Genomic DNA, 18,485 nt, shown 5'->3' with positions numbered 1-18,485 from the left:
ATGGTCGACTTCCAACTCGACGACGAATACCGGGAACTCAGCGATACCGTCCGCGAGTTCGCGGACGAGGTCGTTGCGCCTGTGTCCCAGCGACACGACGAGGAACACAGCTTCCCCTACGAGATCGTGGCCCAGATGGGTGAGCTCGGTCTCTTCGGCCTTCCGTTTCCCGAGGAGTACGGCGGCATGGGCGGCGACTACTTCGCGCTCGCCCTCGCTCTCGAGCAACTCGGGCGAGTGGACCAGTCGGTCGCGATCACGCTCGAGGCGGGAGTCTCGCTCGGCGCGATGCCCGTCTACCGGTTCGGGACCAAGAAGCAGAAGGAGACTTGGCTGCCGGAACTCGCCGCGGGGCGCGCGCTTGCCGGGTTCGGGCTCACTGAGCCCGAAGCCGGCTCGGACGCCGGGGGGACGAAGACGTCCGCGCGTCTCGAGGACGGGGCAGACGGCCGCGAATGGGTGATCAACGGCGCGAAGGAGTTCATCACGAACTCCGGGACGGACATCACCAAGTTCGTCACCGTGACCGCGGTGACCGGCACCGAGCAGCGGGACGATGGGACCACCCGCAAGGAGATCTCTACGATCATCGTTCCCTCGGGAACTCCCGGGTTTCGCCCCGAAAGGCCCTATAACAAGGTCGGATGGAACGCCTCGGACACCCACCCGCTCTCCTTCAAGGACGCTCGGGTGCCGGAGGAGAACCTGCTCGGCGCGCGCGGCCGCGGGTACGCCAACTTTCTCTCGATCCTCGACGAGGGCCGCATCGCCATCGCCGCTCTCGCGACCGGCGCGGCCCAAGGCTGCGTGGACCTCTCGGTCAAGTACGCGAAGGAGCGGAACGCCTTCGGGACGGCTATCGGCAAATATCAGGCGATCCAATTCAAGATCGCCCGCATGAAGGCGCGTGCGCATACAGCTCGGCTCGCCTATTACGACGCTGCTGCCCGAATGCTCGCGGGCAAGCCATTCAAAACCGAGGCGGCGATTGCGAAGATGGTGGCCGGAGAGGCCGCGATGGACAATGCGCGCGACGCGACTCAGGTATTCGGCGGTTATGGCTTCATCAACGAATTCACCGTGGCGCGCCACTACCGGGATTCGAAGATCCTCGAAGTGGGGGAGGGGACAACCGAGGTGCAGCTCATGCTGATTGCACGGGAGCTGGGGCTGTAACTTGGGTGCCAAGGCGTACACCTAGAAGCCAGATTCTGAAGGAGGGTCTGTGATCGACAAAGTGGTGGCCACGGTCGAGGAGGCTGTAGCGGACGTCCCCGACGGGGCTTCGCTCGCAGTCGGCGGCTTCGGGCTGTGCGGAATCCCCGTCGGCCTCATCGACGCGTTGTTCCGGCAGGGCACAAAGGACCTCGAGACGATCAGCAACAACTGCGGCGTCGACGACTGGGGTCTCGGCGTCCTCCTCTCTTCTGGCCGGATACGGCGCACCGTGAGCTCGTACGTGGGCGAGAACAAGGAGTTCGCGAGGCAGTTCCTCGCGGGTGAGCTCGAGGTCGTCCTCACACCGCAGGGGACCCTGGCGGAGAAACTGAGGGCCGGAGGAGCCGGCATCCCCGCCTTCTACACCTCCGCCGGGGTCGGAACTCAGGTCGCCGAAGGCGGCCTGCCGCAGAAGTACGACGCCGAAGGGAAGGTCGCGAAGGCATCCTCACCCAAGGAGGTGCGCACCTTCAAGGGCGCTGAGTACGTGCTCGAGGAGTCGTTGACCCCCGACTTCGGTCTCGTGCACGCCCTCAAGGGGGATCGGCACGGGAACCTCGTCTTCCACGAGACTGCTATGAACTTCAACCCGCTCTGTGCAATGGCGGGGAAGGTCACCATAGCTGAGGTCGAGGAACTCGTTGAACCGGGGGAACTCGACCCCGAGCAGATCCATACGCCCGGGATCTTCGTCCAGCGCGTGGTGCATGTGCCGTCCGACAGCCCGCTGGGGGAGAAGAGGATCGAGAAGAGGACGGTCGCGACTGGCGGCGGCCAGTCGAGAGCCGACGCGACGGGCGGCGGCCAGTCGAGAGCCGGCCAGTCGAGAGGGGAGGCCTCCTGATGCCGTGGTCGCGGAATGAACTGGCTGCGCGCGTGGCGCGCGAACTCAAGAACGGCCAATACGTCAATCTCGGAATCGGCATGCCGACTCTCATCCCGAATTACATCCCTGACGGGATCGAGGTCGTGCTGCATTCGGAGAACGGCATTCTCGGCACAGGCCCTTATCCCGCCGAGGATCAGCTCGACCCGGACCTCATCAATGCCGGCAAGGAGACTGTGACTGTCAAGAAAGGCGCCGCGTTCTTCGATTCGGCGACTTCCTTTGGAATGGTCCGGGGCGGCCATGTCGACGTCGCGGTATTGGGCGCGATGGAGGTTTCCCAGAGCGGTGATCTCGCGAACTGGATGATTCCCGGAAAGATGGTCAAAGGCATGGGTGGCGCGATGGACCTCGTCTTCGGCGCGAAAAAGCTCATCGTGATGATGGACCACACGGACAAGACGGGGAAGTCGAAGCTCCTGCGCGAATGCACGCTCCCCCTCACCGGCACCGGCTGCGTGGATCGCATCATCACCGACCTTGGCGTCATCGACGTCGTCCGGGACGGAGAGCGCTCGGTCTTCGTGCTCCGGGAGCTCGCCCCGGGGGTAACTGAGGACGAGGTCGCCGCGAAGACCGACGCAGAACTCGACGTGGAGATCCACGACAATGAGCCCTGACGCGAACCGGGACCAGCCGAACGGGGACCAGCCCCGCCTCATTGAGCAACGGGGACTGTACTACGACGAGATCGAGCAGGGAGTGGTCTACGCGCACCGTCCTGGCCGCACCGTGACTGAGGCGGACAACGTCTTCTTCACAGCGTTGACCATGAATACCCAGGCTCTCCATTTGGATGCGGCGTGGAGCGCTGGCCAGCCCTTCGGACAGCGTCTCGTCAATTCGATGTTCACGCTGGCGACGGTGGTCGGACAATCGGTCGCTCAGCTCACCCAGGGCACTATCGTCGCGCAGCTCGGCCTTACCGACGTCTCGTTTCCGCACCCACTGTTCCACGGCGATACGCTCTACACGGAAACCATCGTCGTCGAGAAGCGGCTGTCATCGTCCCGTCCCGGTCAGGGCATCGTGACGATGGAGCACACGGGCCGCAATCAGGACGGCGTCGTCGTCGCCCGTGCCAAACGCACGTGCCTCATGTGGACCAAGGATGCCCATAGATGACCTTCGCAGCCCCCTTCACCATGGGCCCGGCTCTCCTGTTCTGCCCAGCTGACCGTCCCGAGCGCTTCGCCAAGGCGGCCGACCGTGCCGATGCCGTCATCCTCGATCTCGAGGATGCCGTCGCGCCGGATGCAAAACAGCGCGCGCGACAGAATTTGGCGGCCGCGCCCCTCAATCCAGCGCGAACGCTCGTGCGCGTCAACGCGGCGTCGACCGCCGAGTTCGAGACGGATCTCGCTGCCCTTGCCGCCACCCCGTACCGCACGGTCATGCTGGCCAAGGCAGAGAGTGTCGAACAGGTTCGTCGGCTCGCCGGTTTCGAAGTCATCGCACTGTGCGAGACCGCACTCGGCGTGCTCAATGCTGGGGGCCTTGCTGCCGAGCCGAACGTCGTCGGACTCATGTGGGGTGCCGAGGATCTCGTCGCTTCCTTGGGCGGCACGTCAAGCAGGGCAGACGACGGCGGCTATCGCGCCGTAGCCCTCCACGCCCGTTCGACCGTGCTGCTTTCGGCGGGTGCGTTCGGCAAAACTGCCATCGACGCCGTCTACACCGCGATACCTGATCTTGCCGGGCTCGCCGCAGAATCAGCCGATGCCGCCGCCTCCGGATTCACAGCCAAGGCCTGCATCCACCCAAGCCAGGTGGCAGTTGTCCGTGAGGCCTACGCGCCGAGTGAAGAGGCTGTCGTTGCTGCCCGCGAAGTTCTCGCCGCAGCCGAGGCAGCTGGTACGGGTGTCTTCCAATACCAGGGGCGCATGATCGACGGACCAATCCTGAGGCATGCCGAGTCCGTGCTGCGGTGCGCAGGCGTCTAGCGAGGAGAGCTTCCCTCCGGTGCTTTTCCGCGGCGGATTCTGGATGTTGTCAGAATGGTGGCGGTTCATTCAGACGCGCTGCCTCGCTCGCGGTCCGCAATTCGCCTGCGGGCGGTGGGTTCGGTGCTACGTGGGCAGTCGGTGGGGCGTCTGTCGTTGGCGGGGTGTTCGCCGCTGGTGATTGCTCCCGATGAGGGCGCGTTTGGTCGGCGTCCGGTGACGGTTGGGGTGTGCCGTGGCGGGCGATGGGTTGTCGCTCTGCAGGCTCGCTGATGTAGGTCCGTCCCAGGGGTGAGGTCCATTTCAGGAGCCCGGGCGCATTCGGGAGTCCGGGCGCGTTCGGGAGTCCGGGTGCGGCGATCTCGGTCGGTTCCTCGGGGTGGGGCTGGCGCCGCGCCTCTGGTGGGTGCTGCACTTCGGGTTGGCATTGCCCCTGTGGTTGGTGCCGGCCGTCGGGTTGGCATCGCCCCTGTGGTTGGTGTCGGTCTGGTTGGTGGTGGTAGGTCCAGGCGCCGATGGATTTGAGGGCGTGGTGTTTTCGGCACAGCAGGGCGAGGTTAGCCACACGTCGTTAATATCACCCCATGTCGACGCCACGTTCAGCCGCGATCTACGCCCGCATCTCCTCAGATCAGACGGGAGAGGGTCTGGGAGTCCAGCGGCAGCTGGAGGACTGCCGCAAGCTCGCCGCCGAGCGCGGCTGGATTGTGGGCGAGGAGTACGTCGACAACGACCTAAGTGCTTTCAAAGGCAAAGCACGGCCCGAGTTCTCGGGCACTCCGAACACGGATGTGCTGCTCCGGCCTCCCAGCTGACCACCCTCGCAAAGTCTCTATTGGGCTCTGAGTGCACCCAACGTCCGCGAGCTGACGCACCCACATCATCACACCCGAACTACATGCATGTCATTAGCCCCGCACCCGCCGCCGTGCTCACCAGAGACGGGCTTCAGACGACGAGCCCGCTGCACTCGCCGCGACTGCCATATCGGAGGGGGCCCAGCGTGGCCGGGTCCGGCGGCAAGCCGCCTCAAAACGGGCCCACGCCAACTCAAGCATGGGACCGGCGGGCATGTGCGTCTACCGTCCGTGGTCCCCCACATCGGCGGGAGGCCCCGAGTTATGTTGCTACTTCAAGTCAAGGGGCGGCTCCGCCGCCCGGCCCTCCTCAGGCTGTTCATCCCTGCGAATCGCCCGAAGACGCATGAGCGAATCTCTGCCGTCTGATGTCAACGTCCAGTAGTGATTGTGGTCCTGCACGGCATGCCTCTTGTCGCTCTGTTTTATGAGCCCCAGGCTGAACAATTGGACCTTGACGTCGTGAACGACATCGCTGCCAGCCTCTACCTCCGACAACCTTCCGAGGTCGGTCGGCGATTCTGGGATGGGCTCCTGCAAATATAAATACGCGACCTCGTCCAATTTCTGGTCCAGTTTGTCTTCACTCGCCTCATTCATCATGAGCGGCCCAATTTCATTGAAAATCTCATTCCAGGTGACATCGACGGTTGTGAAGAAGGCCTTCCGGCGATTCTTGTAGAAAGTCTCAGCCGCCGTATCTTCCTTCGTCCAGTAGCGAACGAGCGTGGGCATTTTATAGACATCATTCCCTTGAGCGAGCTCTTGCGTTGCCGCCGCGCGAGCAGCCTCGTTCTCGCGGGAGTCTGCCGCACGTTCTAGGGTCGCCACTTGGGCACGCAGTTCAGCCAATTCCTTCTCGACTTCTGGCGTGAGGGCGTTGCTCGCCCGGATCCACCCCTCAGCGGGGTGCGTCTTTCGAGTCTGTATAAGGGACAGGGCGACGGCCCCAGCGAGGTCGGCAGGCGTGGTCCAGTACTTGACCATCCTCGTTTCCACCTTCGCCTTGAAGGCCAAAAGTCGCTTTCGGGCGGAGTCGTCGAGGTCTGTTTTACCGACCGGGATCTGCTCTGGCGCGCCGTGAACGAATCCCATCACCGGTTTGCTCGAATGCACCGCGTAATCAAATTCCTTCTCGGTGAAACTCAAACCTTCATCGTCAGTCGATCCGTAACGGCCACCTAGAACGACAATGTAGTAATCGCTGTCATCGATGACCCTTTTGATCAGATCCCACTTCTCGTCGTCCGAGGCCGGGAACAGCTCCATGCCAGCGGGGAAGCAGTCCGCCTGCATAAGGGTTTGGATCACGGCCTGACGCTCTTCCTTCAGGTCCAAGAAGGTTGAACTGACGAATACTTGTTCGCGTCGCTCCATGAAGTTGATCCTAGTCATCGGTGGTGGGGACGTATTGCCGAGTGGCGAGGTTGTCGGGGTCTGTTCTGCCGCCGTGCTGCCATTCGGTGGTGTGGTCGGGTTCGCAGGCCCTGGCGGGGCGGGTGCAGCCGGGGAACCGGCATCCGCCGTCGCGGTGGGCGAGGTAGCGGCGCAGGGCCCTGGGCGGGCGGTAGGCGCTGCGCCCGACCCCCAGGGCCTCCCCGGTGTCCCAGTCCGTGAAGAGCCGGCCCCAGCTCGGGGCCAGGGACGCCAGGCGCCTGGCGGTGGCGGGGTCGATCGGCCCGTACCCCTCCAGCTCCGGGAACCACGCCCCCGCCGGGTCCGGCTCCGGCACGCTGAGCGCCGCGGCGGCCGCCGGGCGCCCTCCCTCGCCGCTGGTAGTGGTGTCGCCTTCGGCGGGGTGGAGGGTTCGGACGGGGATGGTGACGGTGACCTCGGGCCGGAACGGGCCGGGGAAGGCCGGGTCCGGCACGCCCAGGAGGCGGGCGAGGAGGGCATCGGCGCGCAGCTGGGACAGGGTCCGCTCCTCCTGCGCCGCCCGGAACGCCCCCGACAGCCCCGCACCCGCGTCGGCACCCGCATCCGCGCCGGCGCCGGCGCCGGCACCGGCACCGGCGTCGGCCGTGCCCACGGAACCGGTGCGGGCGGTGGCGGTGAGGGTGCTGCGGGCGGTGCGGGCGTCGGTGTCGAGGCCGTTGTAGAGGGCCAGGCCGGCCTCGGCGGGCAGGAACGCGGTCAGGGTGCACATCCCGTCGGGCTCGGGGGCGAACCAGACCCCGCGGTCCCTGGCCGCTGCCTTCTTCCGGGCCTGGAGGCTCTCGGGGTGCTCCCGCTCCCGCAGCCGGCGCAGGGCCGTGCGCAGCTCCGCCGGGGTCCGCCGCCGCCCGGTCCGGGTGAGCGCCTTCTCCAGGCCCTGCCGGGCGAACCCGGCCGCGGCCCCGGGAGGCAGGGTCCGGGCCTGGTCCAGGATCACCCGGGCGTGCTGGTGCGAGACCTGCCCGGCCCTGAGGGCCTCGAGCACCTCCGGGGCGTGGGAGGCGAGGTCGGCGGCCTCGTTCAGCAGCCGGGCCGCGGCCGCCTCGGACACCGCGGTCGCCGCGGCGGCCTCCGCGACGGCCAGGGCGTGGGCCTCGGCCCCGCCGAGCCGGACGGGCTGGCAGTCCCTGCGCGGGCCCGGCTCCTCCGCCCCGAGCCGGGCCAGGGCCTCCAGCTTCGCCGCGCTCGCCCAGCCGATCACCCGTTCCGCGCACTCCACCACCGCCAGCGCCTCCGCCGCGGAAAGCGACGCCGCCGCGGGCAGGCCCACCGAGCCGTGCAGCCGCGAGGACGACGGCTCGTCCAGCACCACCAGCTCCGCCCAGCCCCCACCCGGCACATCCTCCGAGAACCCCATCTCCTCCGAGAACGCCATCGCGTCTCCGGCCCCGGACGGACCCACCGCAACGGACTGCACCGCCCCGGAGGGAGCGGCCTCGGACTGGCGGGGGTCGGAGGGAACGGCCACGGAGGGGAGGGCCTCGGAGGGGACCGTGTCCGAGGGAGTGCCGGAGGGAACGGCCGCGGAGGGGACGGCGGCGGAGGGGACGGCGGCGGAGGGAAGGACGCTAGACGGGATGATCTCGGAGGGAACGGCCGCGGCGGTGATGCCGGCAGGGTTCCCTGAGGGGACGGCCTCGGAGGGGAGGGGGCCAGTCCAGCCTCCGGCCTCGGTCCAGCCTCCGGCCTCGGCCCAGCCTCCGGCCTCTGTCCAGCCCCCTGACCAGAAGTCCGGGCAGGGCTCCGGGCAGACGTCCGGCCGCCCGTGGTCGGCCGCGTGCGGCTCCGCGCCCATCCCGTCACCCCCCGTCCCGCCGGAAAGTCCCATTCCCCCCGGCCTCTGACCCGAGCCTACGGAGGACCTCCGACAAAACAAGGGCCGCCCTCAAGGGCCGCCGTCGAGGGCCGCCCTCGGAGGCGGCACCGGGAAGCCGACACGCCCCAGCCGGTGCCCGTCCCGAAGCCCCGGGGAAGGCAGATCAGGCCGGCCGGCGGGCTCAGCAGCCCTCGCCCTCGGGGTTGGCGTTGCAGTCCTCGGCGTAGAGCCTGACCTCCGAGCGCCACACCGAGACCGGCCGCGGCGGGGTGGGGACCTCCGCGGTGCCCGCGATCGGCTGCCACGGGCCGCCCTCGACGGAGAACTCCCCGGCGAACACGCTCACCAGCCCCACCAGGTAGTCCCCCGTCGCCTTGTACACGTGGCTCGTGACCGTCTTCTCCCCCCACCGCTCCTGCGGGAGCGGCCCGCCCGGGGCCGCACTGTCCAGGGCGGCCCCGTCCCCGTAGTCGAAGCGGTGCCCCACCGGGCGCACCCGCACCTCCACCCCCCGGCCCAGCACCGTGACCCGGAACGACTGCCCCGCCGGCTCGGCGTACACATTCGTCTCCGCACCCTTGAGCGTGTCCCGCCCCGGCTGCACCCCCAACCCCGCCGGCGCGATCGGCAGCTCCCGCAACTGCCGCTGCGTCACCGACACCACCAGACCCCCACCCGGACGCTCAGGAGGAACACCGTCGTACATGCACGCCTCATCCAGTCGCTCAAGCGCTGAAGGATTGCTGCGACTGGCCCGGAACCACACGACCATCTGGCCTCGGGGCCGCACAGCGCATTCGGCGTTGATCTTCTGGCAAAGGCGTACGGGAGCTGGGGCGCCGGTCCCTCCACACGCTGGCTTATAGCTGTAGAGATAGGGATCCGCGGCTCCAGGAGGTGGCGGAGGAAAGGCGTAGACCACTCTTCCATCGGTCGCCGCGTGAACCTCGGCGCTCCTGCTTCCCCAGGTGGTTGAAGGATCATCGTCGGGGGAAGCGGCAGATATCGAGGAAGCGACCGTGACACCGAGCATGAGGATCACCGTCGTCAAAGTCATCATGCACCTCCTGCCTCTGCTGTGAGCCAGAGCGCATCCTTGTACACGGCGTAGATCGCTTGAAGAGCCATCTCTGTGCCGCCGCTATGGGTGGTGTCCGTCCCATTCGCGCCATGATCGGTCGATGACGATTCGTCCAGTTGGAAGAATGCCGCACGGCGTCCTGCAGGGTCTGGAATCAGGTCAGAGGTGAAATGTGAGACAGTCCATTTCGGGCCCACGCTCCAATTTCCTAAGCTGGTTGATTTCTCGATAGTCGCCAAATAGGACGCACACATCTTGCACTCTGGCAAAGAGATCTCACGGAGGGGGCGGGAGTCACCGGTTTCCAAGCCGTAGGTGACCGTGTCGAACCAATACTGCGTGAACGCCTCGAAGCCCTCCGCCGTGTTCTGCTTCGCGGCCTCCGGCAGCACGGGCGGAGGCACGTTGCGGGCGGGGCCGCGAGAGCTGGCGGGTGTGGGTCGAGGGTCGGGGGAAGGGCCTGACGAGGAGCTGGCCGCCGTCGGCTCCGTGGCGCTATCGGAGGGCGAAGGACCGCCCTTGGCATCCGCCGGGGCTCCGCACGCCGGGATTGCGAGCAGGCACACGAATAGCAGAAAACAAGCAAGTAAACGACGCAGCGCCAAGACATCCCCCAAATCAGTTGCCCGGACGGCCGTCCCGTAGGGAGGGGTCGAACAACAAGTAGGCCGAGCAGTTCCGGCGACAGTAACAAGGGTCGGCACCACGGTTCCGACCACTGAGGTCGCCTGATGCGGCACCTCAGTGGGGTTTACTGGTGACATGCAGAACCCGGCTTCCGAGCAGCGCTCCGTCATCATCCTCGGCTCCACGGGCAGCATTGGCACCCAGGCGCTTGACGTCGTCGACGGTGCTCCGGACCGCTTCCGTGTGGCCGCGCTCAGTGCCGGGGGAGGCAACCTCGGGCTGCTGGCGCTCCAAGCCGTGCGCACACGCGCCGAAGCAGTTGGGATAGCAGAAGGCAGCATCGACGAGCTCCGCAGCTTGATCTCGGGCGCTGCGAAGGCAGAGGGCGTGACAGGCTACATGCCCGAACTGTTCGCGGGCCCTGAGGCCTCGACCAGCATCGCCCAATGGAGCGGGCCCACGGGGCGCGCCAACGTGGTCCTCAACGGGATCACGGGAAGCATCGGTCTCGCCCCCACGCTTGCAGCCCTCGCCTCGGGCGCGACGCTCGCACTGGCGAACAAGGAGAGCCTCATCGTGGGCGGCGCCCTCGTGACGGGTGCAGCCGCCGAGGGACAGATCGTGCCCGTCGACTCCGAGCATTCGGCGATTGCACAGTGCCTCCGCGCGGGGCGCGCGAACGAGGTCGAGAGGCTCATTCTCACGGCATCTGGCGGCCCTTTCCGCGGACGCAGCCGGGAGGACTTGCGGAGTGTCACCCCGGCTGAGGCACTCCATCACCCGACCTGGAACATGGGCCGGGTCGTCACGACCAATTCAGCGACGCTCGTCAACAAGGGCCTGGAGCTCATCGAGGCCCACCTGTTGTTCGGGGTCCCGCTCGAGGCGATCGACGTCGTCGTCCACCCGCAGTCAGTCGTGCACTCCATGGTGCAGTTCGCTGACGGAGCCGTGATTGCCCAAGCTTCGCCACCCGACATGCGGCTCCCCATAGCGCTGGGATTGGGTTGGCCCGAGCGCGTTCCGCATGCGGCCCGTCCATGCGACTGGACGCAAGCCACTGCCTGGACTTTCGAGCCGCTCGACTCCGGGGCATTCCCAGCCGTCGACCTCGCGCGCGGGGCCGCGAAGCAGGGGAGCACGTTCCCGGCAGTCTTCAATGCGGCCAACGAAGAGGCGGTCGAGGCGTTCCATGCGGGCAGGATCGGCTTCCTCGATATCGTGGATACCGTCGAGTCAGTTCTGGAGGAGCACAACGGATCCTCGGAATTGACTGTGGACTCCCTGCTTGCGGCCGAAGAATGGGCACGGAAGCGGGCCCACGAGCGTTTGGCTAGCTGAGCCAGCCGCCAGAACAGGATTTTCGTGAACCCCACAGTGCTCTTCATCCTCGGCGTCGTCTTCGTCGCCATCGGGATCGCCGTATCCATCGCGCTCCACGAAGTCGGGCATCTCCTGCCCGCGAAGCTCTTCAACGTGCGCGTCACCCGCTACATGATCGGCTTCGGCCCGACAGTCTGGTCGAAGCGGAAGGGCGAGACGGAATACGGCGTCAAGGCCCTGCCGCTCGGCGGCTACGTCCAGATGGTGGGCATGTATCCGCCGAACCGGCGTGACGGTTCCGTCCGGCAGTCCAGCACGGGCATGTTCCAAGGCCTCGCTGAGGCAGCGAGGGACCAAGCGCACGAGGAAGTTCGGCCCGAGGATCATGGCCGCCTCTTCTACCAGCTCCCGGTCTGGAAGAAGATGATCATCATGCTCGGCGGCCCCGCCATGAACATCCTCCTCGGGATATTGTTCACGGCGATCGTGCTGATGGGTTTCGGCATCGCGGAACCTACGAACCAGATCGCCTCCGTGTCAGCGTGCATGGTCCCCGCCAATCAGCAGCAGACAGCGACCGATACGTCGACCTGCACCAAGACCCCAGCTGCCGCTGCAGGCCTCCAGCCGGGGGACACCGTGGTGCGCTTCGACGGCAAGGAGGTCACCGGCTGGGACCAGATGAGCACGTGGATCCGCGCCTCGGCGGGCAAGACCGTGGCCATCACGGTTGACCGTGGCGGCAAGAACGTAGACCTCAAGATCTCCCCGGTCCTCAACTCGGTAGCTGTCTACGGGGCGGACGGGCAGCCCGTCAAGAAGGCGGATGGAAGCTATCAGACGACCGAATCCGGCTTCGTCGGCATCAGCGCGCGGCAGGCGCTCACTCCTCAGCCGGCGACGTCGGTCCTCCCCGCCGTCGGGCAGAACATCGCCCAAGTCGCGGGCGTCGTCGTCAATCTCCCCGCGCGCGTTGTCGGCGTCGCCCAAGCGGCGTTCGGCAGCGCGCCCCGGGATCCGAACGGGCCGATGAGTGTCGTCGGCGTCGGGCGCGTGGCTGGCGAAGTTGCCTCGCTCCAGGACGTTCCCCTCTCGGCACGCATCGCGACGCTGTTCGGCCTTCTCGCCGGCGTCAACCTTGCGCTCGCCGTCTTCAACCTCGTGCCGCTCCTCCCGCTCGATGGGGGCCACGTCGCGGGTGCGCTCTACGAAGGGGTCCGTCGCCGTCTCGCGTCATGGCGGAGGCGCCCGGATCCTGGACCCTTCGACATCGCGAAGCTCCTCCCGCTCACGTATGCCGTAGCGAGCGTGCTCATCGCGATGAGCGTGCTGCTCATCTACGCCGATATCGTCAAGCCCGTGAACCTTTTCGGCTGAGCGGAGCGATAGGCTGGACCCATGACCGTCTTTGCCGTTGAATACCGCTACGATGCCTCCACCTCCAGCCGCCGGGACGAAGTCCGCCCAGACCACCGCGGGTGGCTTGCGGGCATCGCGGACAAGGGGCAGCTCCTCGCGAGCGGCCCGTACGAGGACGGCACCGGGGCGCTCCTGCTGATGAAGGCGGACGACGCCGAAGCCCTCCGTTCGCTGCTGGCGCAGGACCCCTTCGCGGTAGAAGGCCTGCTTGCGGAGTCCTCTGCTACGGCGTGGAACCCAGTAACGGGCCCCCTCGCCTCCCAGTTCTGAAAACACCCCTCAGCAAGGAGTTCTCGTGACTTCGGTCAGCCTCGGAATGCCAGCCGCCCCGCCGCCAGTCCTCGCCCCACGGCGCCAGACGCGGCAGATCCATGTCGGTGCGGTGGGAGTCGGCTCCGAGTACCCGATCAGCGTCCAGTCCATGACGACGACGCCGACCACCGACATCAACGCGACCCTCCAGCAGATCGCTGAGCTGACTGCCGCGGGATGCGACATCGTGCGCGTCGCGTGTCCGTCGGCGGACGACGCCGAAGCGCTCCCGATCATCGCGAAGAAATCCCAGATCCCGGTCATCGCGGACATTCACTTCCAGCCGAAGTATGTCTTCGCCGCGATCGAGGCCGGGTGCGCGGCGGTCCGCGTGAACCCGGGCAACATCCGGAAGTTCGACGATCAGGTCAAGGAGATCGCGCAGGCCGCGAAGGATCACGGCACATCGATCCGCATCGGCGTCAACGCCGGTTCCCTCGATGCGCGGCTGCTGAAGAAGTACGGGAAGGCGACCCCGGAAGCGCTCGTCGAAAGCGCCCTCTGGGAGGCGAGCCTCTTCGAGGAGCACGACTTCCACGATTTCAAGATCTCCGTCAAGCACAACGACCCCGTCGTCATGGTGCGCGCGTACGAGCTTCTCGCCGAGCAGGGCGATTGGCCCCTGCACCTCGGCGTGACCGAGGCGGGCCCTGCCTTCCAGGGAACGATCAAATCCGCGACGGCATTCGGCGCCCTCCTTTCGCGGGGGATTGGTGACACCATCCGCGTCTCCCTCTCGGCACCACCAGTCGAAGAGGTCAAGGTCGGGATCCAGATCCTCCAGTCCCTCAACCTCCGGCCACGCCGGCTCGAGATCGTCTCGTGCCCCTCGTGCGGCCGCGCCCAGGTCGACGTGTACAAGCTCGCGGAGGAGGTCACGGCTGGCCTCGAGGGCATGACCTTCCCGCTCCGTGTGGCCGTCATGGGTTGCGTCGTCAACGGTCCCGGGGAGGCCCGCGAAGCTGATCTCGGCGTGGCCTCCGGCAACGGGAAGGGCCAGATCTTCGTCAAGGGCGAGGTCATCAAGACCGTGTCTGAGAGCGAGATCGTCGAAACGCTGATCGAAGAGGCGATGAAGATCGCTGAGGAGATGGGGGAGGCCGGTGGCGAAGATGCTTCAGCGGGCGGCCCCGTGGTCACCGTCTCGTAGACGAGACCCGCTGATTCGCAGGCTAGGGCACGAGGACACCCTCGAGCTCTGCGAGCTTGCTGCCCTCGACCCGGTCGCCAACGTCTTCATAGCCGCACACCTCCTCACCGCTGGCTCGGCGGCGCCCACCCAGAGTGGCGCTGAGATCCTTGGCGCGTACGACGGCGACGGGCGGCTCGTGAGCGCATGCTGGCTTGGCGCCAACATCGTCCCGGTCGGCATGCAGGAAGAGGCAGCTCCCGCCTTTGCCGAGGTCATCCGCGGTGCGAATCGTCGCTTCGCATCAATCTTCGGGCCGGCCGAGCCCACTCTCGCGCTCTACGAAGGACTGGGTGGTCCCCGCGCCCGGGAAGTCCGGCCCGTGCAGCCGCTCATGGCCATCGAGGGCGGAGCGAGCGTGCGCCCCGACTCGCTCGTGCGGGTGACGACGCTCGATGACTTCGATGCCGTCGCCCCGGCATGCGTGGCGATGTTCGAGGAGGAGGTCGGGTATTCGCCCGTAGCGGGGGGCAGCGACAACTACTATCGACGAGTCCGGCAGCTCATCCAGCAAGGCCATTCGATGGCACGCTTCGGGGACCAAGGCGAGGTCATCTTCAAAGCCGAACTCGGGGCCGTCTCATCGGCGGCGAGCCAGGTTCAGGGCGTGTGGGTGGCCCCCGCGCATCGCGGACTGGGATTGAGCAACGGCGGGATGGCCGCCGTCGTCGGCTTCGCCCGCCAGCTCGCCCCGATCGTGAGCCTCTACGTCAACGACTACAACGAGCGCGCCAAGGCCTGCTACGAGCGCGTGGGCTTCGAGCGCGTGGGAACGTTCGCGACTGTATTGTTTTGAGACTCTGTATTGTTTTGAGATTCTGGGCATCCTTCTGAATTCGTTCGGGCGCTCCCACACCTTCTTCTGACCGCTTCTTCTCATGAATGCCGTTTCCCTTTAGGCTGTGGCCACTGACACATCGGCCTCTGGGGGAAGGTCATCATGAATATGCTTCGGCTCGGAATTCGTCACGCTTCGGCGGCTGCCGCACTCGTCTTCCTGCTCGCGGCTTGCGCCGCGCCGACGTCGGGCGGAAGTGCCGGCTCAAGTCCGAGCCCGGCTGTGACGAGGGCGCCGATCGAGTTGCAAACACCGACGCCAACCGCGACGCCGACGCCCACCCCTGGTGCGTATTCTGCCCAGCAGATCGCGACGGCGCTCACGGAGATCAATTCCCAGGAAGGATTGAACGGCCAGATTCTTGACCGAGACCAGATCCTCCAGGTCCTACCCCGGACGCAGCAGCTCATGAAGCAGCTCGATGTCGTACCCGCGAGCTGCGCCGACGTCTTCCACCTAGACCTCTCCAAGGCGGTATCCGAGGCCAACATGGGGATGGTGGTCTCCACGCAGCCCGGGACTGTGAACTCGCTCTCGCTCGGAGCACTGAGCTTCAGATCGCTCGCTGCTATGAAGTCTGCGCTCAACTTCGACCCAGCCGCCGTCGCGCAGTGTTCCGAGATGACCGTGACCGTGAGCGGGATCGCGGTGCACGCGTCCGCACGGCCCTTGGCCGTCACCGTGCCCGGATCGACGGCCTATGGCTCGGCCGCGGTGCTTGATGCGTCCGGCCTGTCCCAGCACACCGTGACGATCGTCGCCGTGAAGGGGTCAACCGAGGTCGTGGCAACCTATTCGGCACCCGATGCCGATTCAGCCGCTTCCGTGAAGCGCGTCGAGGACTTGCTGGGATCCACGCTGGCCGCAGTCGAGGCGCAAACGGCGCCGGTCTAGAGGCTCAGCCCTTCGGCAGGGGCCCCGTGAGGTGCCGCTGGATAGCGGGAGCGAGGAGCCGCTCGGCGTCCTCGGCAGGGAGGGACGCGAGCGGTTCGAGCCCGACAACGTAGCGCGCGATCATGAAGCCGACGACCTGAGAGGCTGCCATGGACGCGCGGAGTTCCCGCTCGTCGTCGTCGCCCGGAAGGCCCTCGGCGACGCGGGCGATGATCCGCCGGCGCACGAGGTGGGCAAGGAGCCGCGAACGTGAGGTCGAACTGATTGTCGAGCGGAAGAAGGCGGCCAAAGCATGGCGTTGGGGGCCCTCCCACAGGTGCACGATCGCCCGCGCGACGAATCTGCCGCGCTCGGCCAGAACCTGCTCATCGACGCCGGCCAGGAGCACCTCGGGGTCGATCGGCAGCGCGACCGACGCGGCGAAGAGTTCTTCCTTCCCCGCGAAGTAATGGTGCACAAGCGCGGCGTCGACGCCGGCTTCGCGCGCGATCTGGCGCAGGCTCACGCCGTCGTACCCGTTCTCGGCGAAGAGCCGGGTCGCGGCGGCGACGATGGCCCCCCGGCGGTCGGAAGGGCCCTTCGGGCGCGCCATCCTCACGAGGACTTTCGACGCAGCGTGAAAGAGGCGAGGATCAGCAGCCCGACCAGTACCCCCGCCATGATCCAGAGGTCCCGCCACATTTCCCCGGTCGCGTCGGCATTGGCCGTGATCTCCTGGAGGGCCTTGACCGAGTACGTGAGCGGCATCCAATCGGAGAGGACCTGGAACACGTCAGTCATCTGTGCGTGCGGCACGAAGAGACCGCAGAGGAGGATCTGCGGGATGACTACGACCGGCATGAACTGGACAGCCTGGAACTCCGTCCGGGCGAATGCGCTGCAGAAGAGCCCGAGGGAGACCCCGAGGACGGCGTTGACGACCGCGACGAGCACTACGAACGCCGCGTTGCCTTTGATGTCGAGCCCGAAGACCCAATACGCGACGGCCGTCGCAACGACGGATTGGAGGGCCGCCATGAGGGAGAACGCGATGCCGTAGCCGAAGAGCAGGTCAGCCTTGTGGATCGGCGTCGTCATGAGGCGCTCAAGGGTGCCCGATGTGCGTTCGCGCAGCATCGTGATCGAGGTCAGCAGGAACATGATGACGAAGGGGAAGATCGCGAGCATGATCGGGCCGATGCGGTCGAACGTCCGCGGCGCCCCTGGTGGGAGCGTCTCGTTCTCGTAGAGCCAGTAGACGACGGCGAGCAGCACCGAGGGGACGACGAGGATCAGCCCGACGCTGCGGGGATCATGGCGTAGCTGGTTGAGGACGCGCGCCGTCGTTGCCGCCAGCATGCGCGGGTTCATGCCGCACCTTCCTTGGCCGATGCCCTCTCTTTGGCCTGCGCGATCTCTTTGCCCGATGCGCTGGTCTGGATGATGCCGAGGAACGCCTGCTCAAGGTCCTGGCTTCGCCCTCGCTCACGCAGTTCGTCCGGGGTGAGCTGTCCGAGGAGGTGCCCGTCCCGCAAGAGCAGGAGGGAGTCGCAGCGGCTCGCTTCTTCCATGACGTGGCTCGACACGAGCAGGGTGGTGCCGGCGTCGGCAAGGGCGCGGAAGCGCTCCCACAGGTCGACCCGGAGCACGGGGTCGAGGCCGACTGTCGGCTCGTCGAGGACCAGCAGCTTTGGGTGACCGACGAGCGTGCAGGCGAGGGAGACCCGGCTGAACTGGCCGCCCGAGAGGTTGGCCGCCTTGCGCTTCTCGAAGCCGGAGAGGCCGACGGCGGTGACCGCCTCCCGCGCCTCGGCGCGGCTGCGGCCGTGGAGGGACGCAAAATAGCGAACGTTGTCGAGCACCGTGATGTCGCTGTAGACGGCCGCGTCCTGGGTCATGTAGCCGATCAGGGGCCGGAGCGCCGCCGCGCCGGCCTTGCTGTCGAGAACGGTCAGCGTGCCGGAGGCGATGCGCTGAACCCCCACAATCGCGCGCATGAGCGTGCTCTTTCCGCTCCCGGATGGGCCGAGGAGGCCGGTCACGCGCCCGCTCGGGACCGAGAAGGTAAGGCCGTGGAGCACTTCAGTGTGGCGGAGCCGGACGAGCAGGCTTTCCGCTTCGACGGCGGGCGGCGGGGCGGAGGCGTGGGAAGGAGTACGGGACATGGCGGGCTCCCGGCGTCGGAAGGCTATTAATTCATCAGTCGATGAATCATCAGCTGATGAATAGAGGCTAGGTCCGACCCGGGAGCCCGTCAATGCCGACTTTCGATCAATGCCGACTTTCGAACAGCGCGCGTCTCAGTGGCGCTCGAAGAGCAGCATCCATTCCTCGGGGCCCTCGGCGAGGTACTTCACCTCGAAGGCTCCCTCCGGGTAGCGCTGCTTGGCCTGAGCGAGCAGCGGCAGCGGATTGTGGTTGGCCGTGATGACGAGGCCCTTCCCGGGCGTCAGGGAGTCGAGGGCCCCGAAGATCGTGGCGTGGCGGATCGCGTGGGGGATGAGGCGCGCATCGAGTTCCGGGTAGCCGTCCGGGTCGCTCTCGCCGCAGGCGCAGGCATGGCCGTGCTCATGGCCGTGCTCGTGTACAGGGGCGGCCGCATCGATCTCGGGCGACTGTCCGAGGATGGGCAGCAGGCGGGAGGAGGGAGTGGGGGAGATGTCCATGCC

General features: G+C 66.7%; 20 protein-coding genes. 12 read left to right on the top strand and 8 right to left on the bottom strand.

Annotated features, from left to right (window positions below):
- The 6 genes from L0M17_RS13410 to L0M17_RS13385 all read left to right on the top strand — a co-directional run bounded on the left by L0M17_RS13410 (nt 1) and on the right by L0M17_RS13385 (nt 4,862).
- Complete coding sequence (locus tag L0M17_RS13410) at nt 1-1,176, top strand: acyl-CoA dehydrogenase family protein (RefSeq protein ID WP_241054513.1); 1,176 nt, start codon at nt 1-3, stop codon at nt 1,174-1,176.
- Between the two features lie 49 nt (nt 1,177-1,225).
- Nucleotides 1,226-2,062 carry a CoA transferase subunit A gene (locus L0M17_RS13405; protein WP_241054511.1) on the top strand — a complete coding sequence of 279 codons (837 nt, stop codon included), beginning with the start codon at nt 1,226-1,228 and terminating at the stop codon, nt 2,060-2,062.
- Nucleotides 2,062-2,724 (top strand): CoA transferase subunit B, encoded by a 663-nt coding sequence (locus L0M17_RS13400; protein WP_241054509.1) that lies wholly within the window; start codon nt 2,062-2,064, stop codon nt 2,722-2,724. Before L0M17_RS13405 ends, L0M17_RS13400 begins: the two co-directional genes overlap by 1 nt.
- Nucleotides 2,714-3,229, top strand: a complete 516-nt coding sequence (locus L0M17_RS13395; protein ID WP_241054507.1) for a MaoC family dehydratase — start codon at nt 2,714-2,716, stop codon at nt 3,227-3,229. Before L0M17_RS13400 ends, L0M17_RS13395 begins: the two co-directional genes overlap by 11 nt.
- On the top strand, nt 3,226-4,047 hold the full coding sequence (locus tag L0M17_RS13390; RefSeq protein ID WP_241054505.1) for an HpcH/HpaI aldolase/citrate lyase family protein: 822 nt from the start codon (nt 3,226-3,228) through the stop codon (nt 4,045-4,047). Before L0M17_RS13395 ends, L0M17_RS13390 begins: the two co-directional genes overlap by 4 nt.
- A gap of 584 nt (nt 4,048-4,631) precedes the next feature.
- The gene (locus tag L0M17_RS13385) at nt 4,632-4,862 is read left to right on the top strand and encodes a recombinase family protein (RefSeq protein ID WP_241054503.1); all 231 of its coding nucleotides are present in this window, start codon (nt 4,632-4,634) and stop codon (nt 4,860-4,862) included.
- A 312-nt stretch (nt 4,863-5,174) separates the two neighbouring features.
- On the opposite strand, the gene L0M17_RS13380 is transcribed toward L0M17_RS13385, so the two are convergent.
- The 4 genes from L0M17_RS13380 to L0M17_RS22325 form a co-directional block, all read right to left on the bottom strand.
- Nucleotides 5,175-6,281 carry a DUF4062 domain-containing protein gene (locus tag L0M17_RS13380; protein ID WP_241054501.1) on the bottom strand — a complete coding sequence of 369 codons (1,107 nt, stop codon included), beginning with the start codon at nt 6,279-6,281 and terminating at the stop codon, nt 5,175-5,177.
- 10 nt (nt 6,282-6,291) lie between these two features.
- Nucleotides 6,292-8,166, bottom strand: a complete 1,875-nt coding sequence (locus tag L0M17_RS13375) for an HNH endonuclease (RefSeq protein WP_241054499.1) — start codon at nt 8,164-8,166, stop codon at nt 6,292-6,294.
- Nucleotides 8,167-8,335: 169 nt separating this feature from the next.
- Nucleotides 8,336-8,818, bottom strand: coding sequence for a hypothetical protein (locus tag L0M17_RS13370; RefSeq protein WP_241054497.1), 483 nt, complete (start codon nt 8,816-8,818; stop codon nt 8,336-8,338).
- Between the two features lie 392 nt (nt 8,819-9,210).
- Nucleotides 9,211-9,999 carry a DUF6318 family protein gene (locus L0M17_RS22325; protein ID WP_255732853.1) on the bottom strand — a complete coding sequence of 263 codons (789 nt, stop codon included), beginning with the start codon at nt 9,997-9,999 and terminating at the stop codon, nt 9,211-9,213.
- Between L0M17_RS22325 and dxr the strand changes: the two genes are divergently transcribed.
- The 6 genes from dxr to L0M17_RS13335 all read left to right on the top strand — a co-directional run bounded on the left by dxr (nt 9,998) and on the right by L0M17_RS13335 (nt 15,837).
- On the top strand, nt 9,998-11,203 hold the full coding sequence (gene dxr, locus L0M17_RS13360; protein ID WP_241054493.1) for a 1-deoxy-D-xylulose-5-phosphate reductoisomerase: 1,206 nt from the start codon (nt 9,998-10,000) through the stop codon (nt 11,201-11,203). The two genes, L0M17_RS22325 and dxr, sit on opposite strands and share 2 nt — an antisense overlap.
- Nucleotides 11,204-11,227: 24 nt before the next feature.
- Nucleotides 11,228-12,562, top strand: a complete 1,335-nt coding sequence (locus L0M17_RS13355; RefSeq protein ID WP_241054492.1) for a M50 family metallopeptidase — start codon at nt 11,228-11,230, stop codon at nt 12,560-12,562.
- A gap of 21 nt (nt 12,563-12,583) precedes the next feature.
- Complete coding sequence (locus L0M17_RS13350) at nt 12,584-12,874, top strand: YciI family protein (RefSeq protein WP_241054491.1); 291 nt, start codon at nt 12,584-12,586, stop codon at nt 12,872-12,874.
- Nucleotides 12,875-12,899: 25 nt separating this feature from the next.
- The gene (gene ispG / locus L0M17_RS13345) at nt 12,900-14,066 is read left to right on the top strand and encodes a flavodoxin-dependent (E)-4-hydroxy-3-methylbut-2-enyl-diphosphate synthase (protein WP_241054490.1); all 1,167 of its coding nucleotides are present in this window, start codon (nt 12,900-12,902) and stop codon (nt 14,064-14,066) included.
- Nucleotides 14,029-14,901, top strand: coding sequence for a GNAT family N-acetyltransferase (locus L0M17_RS13340; RefSeq protein ID WP_241056447.1), 873 nt, complete (start codon nt 14,029-14,031; stop codon nt 14,899-14,901). Before ispG ends, L0M17_RS13340 begins: the two co-directional genes overlap by 38 nt.
- A 144-nt stretch (nt 14,902-15,045) precedes the next feature.
- Nucleotides 15,046-15,837: a hypothetical protein gene (locus L0M17_RS13335; RefSeq protein WP_241054489.1), complete on the top strand. Its 792-nt coding sequence runs from the start codon at nt 15,046-15,048 to the stop codon at nt 15,835-15,837.
- Between the two features lie 4 nt (nt 15,838-15,841).
- On the opposite strand, the gene L0M17_RS13330 is transcribed toward L0M17_RS13335, so the two are convergent.
- The 4 genes from L0M17_RS13330 to L0M17_RS13315 all read right to left on the bottom strand — a co-directional run bounded on the left by L0M17_RS13330 (nt 15,842) and on the right by L0M17_RS13315 (nt 18,482).
- Nucleotides 15,842-16,429, bottom strand: coding sequence for a TetR/AcrR family transcriptional regulator (locus tag L0M17_RS13330; protein WP_241056446.1), 588 nt, complete (start codon nt 16,427-16,429; stop codon nt 15,842-15,844).
- Between the two features lie 2 nt (nt 16,430-16,431).
- Nucleotides 16,432-17,187, bottom strand: a complete 756-nt coding sequence (locus L0M17_RS13325) for an ABC transporter permease (RefSeq protein ID WP_241054488.1) — start codon at nt 17,185-17,187, stop codon at nt 16,432-16,434.
- Nucleotides 17,184-17,981 carry an ABC transporter ATP-binding protein gene (locus L0M17_RS13320; RefSeq protein WP_241054487.1) on the bottom strand — a complete coding sequence of 266 codons (798 nt, stop codon included), beginning with the start codon at nt 17,979-17,981 and terminating at the stop codon, nt 17,184-17,186. Before L0M17_RS13320 ends, L0M17_RS13325 begins: the two co-directional genes overlap by 4 nt.
- Nucleotides 17,982-18,116: 135 nt before the next feature.
- Nucleotides 18,117-18,482, bottom strand: a complete 366-nt coding sequence (locus tag L0M17_RS13315) for a DUF2249 domain-containing protein (RefSeq protein WP_241054485.1) — start codon at nt 18,480-18,482, stop codon at nt 18,117-18,119.
- Between the last annotated feature and the right edge of the window lie 3 nt (nt 18,483-18,485).

The sequence above is a fragment of the Sinomonas terrae genome (assembly GCF_022539255.1).
Lineage (GTDB): Bacteria > Actinomycetota > Actinomycetes > Actinomycetales > Micrococcaceae > Sinomonas > Sinomonas terrae.
The sequence above is the reverse complement of the archived record's forward strand: the minus strand, read 5'-3'. Positions and strand labels throughout refer to the sequence as shown.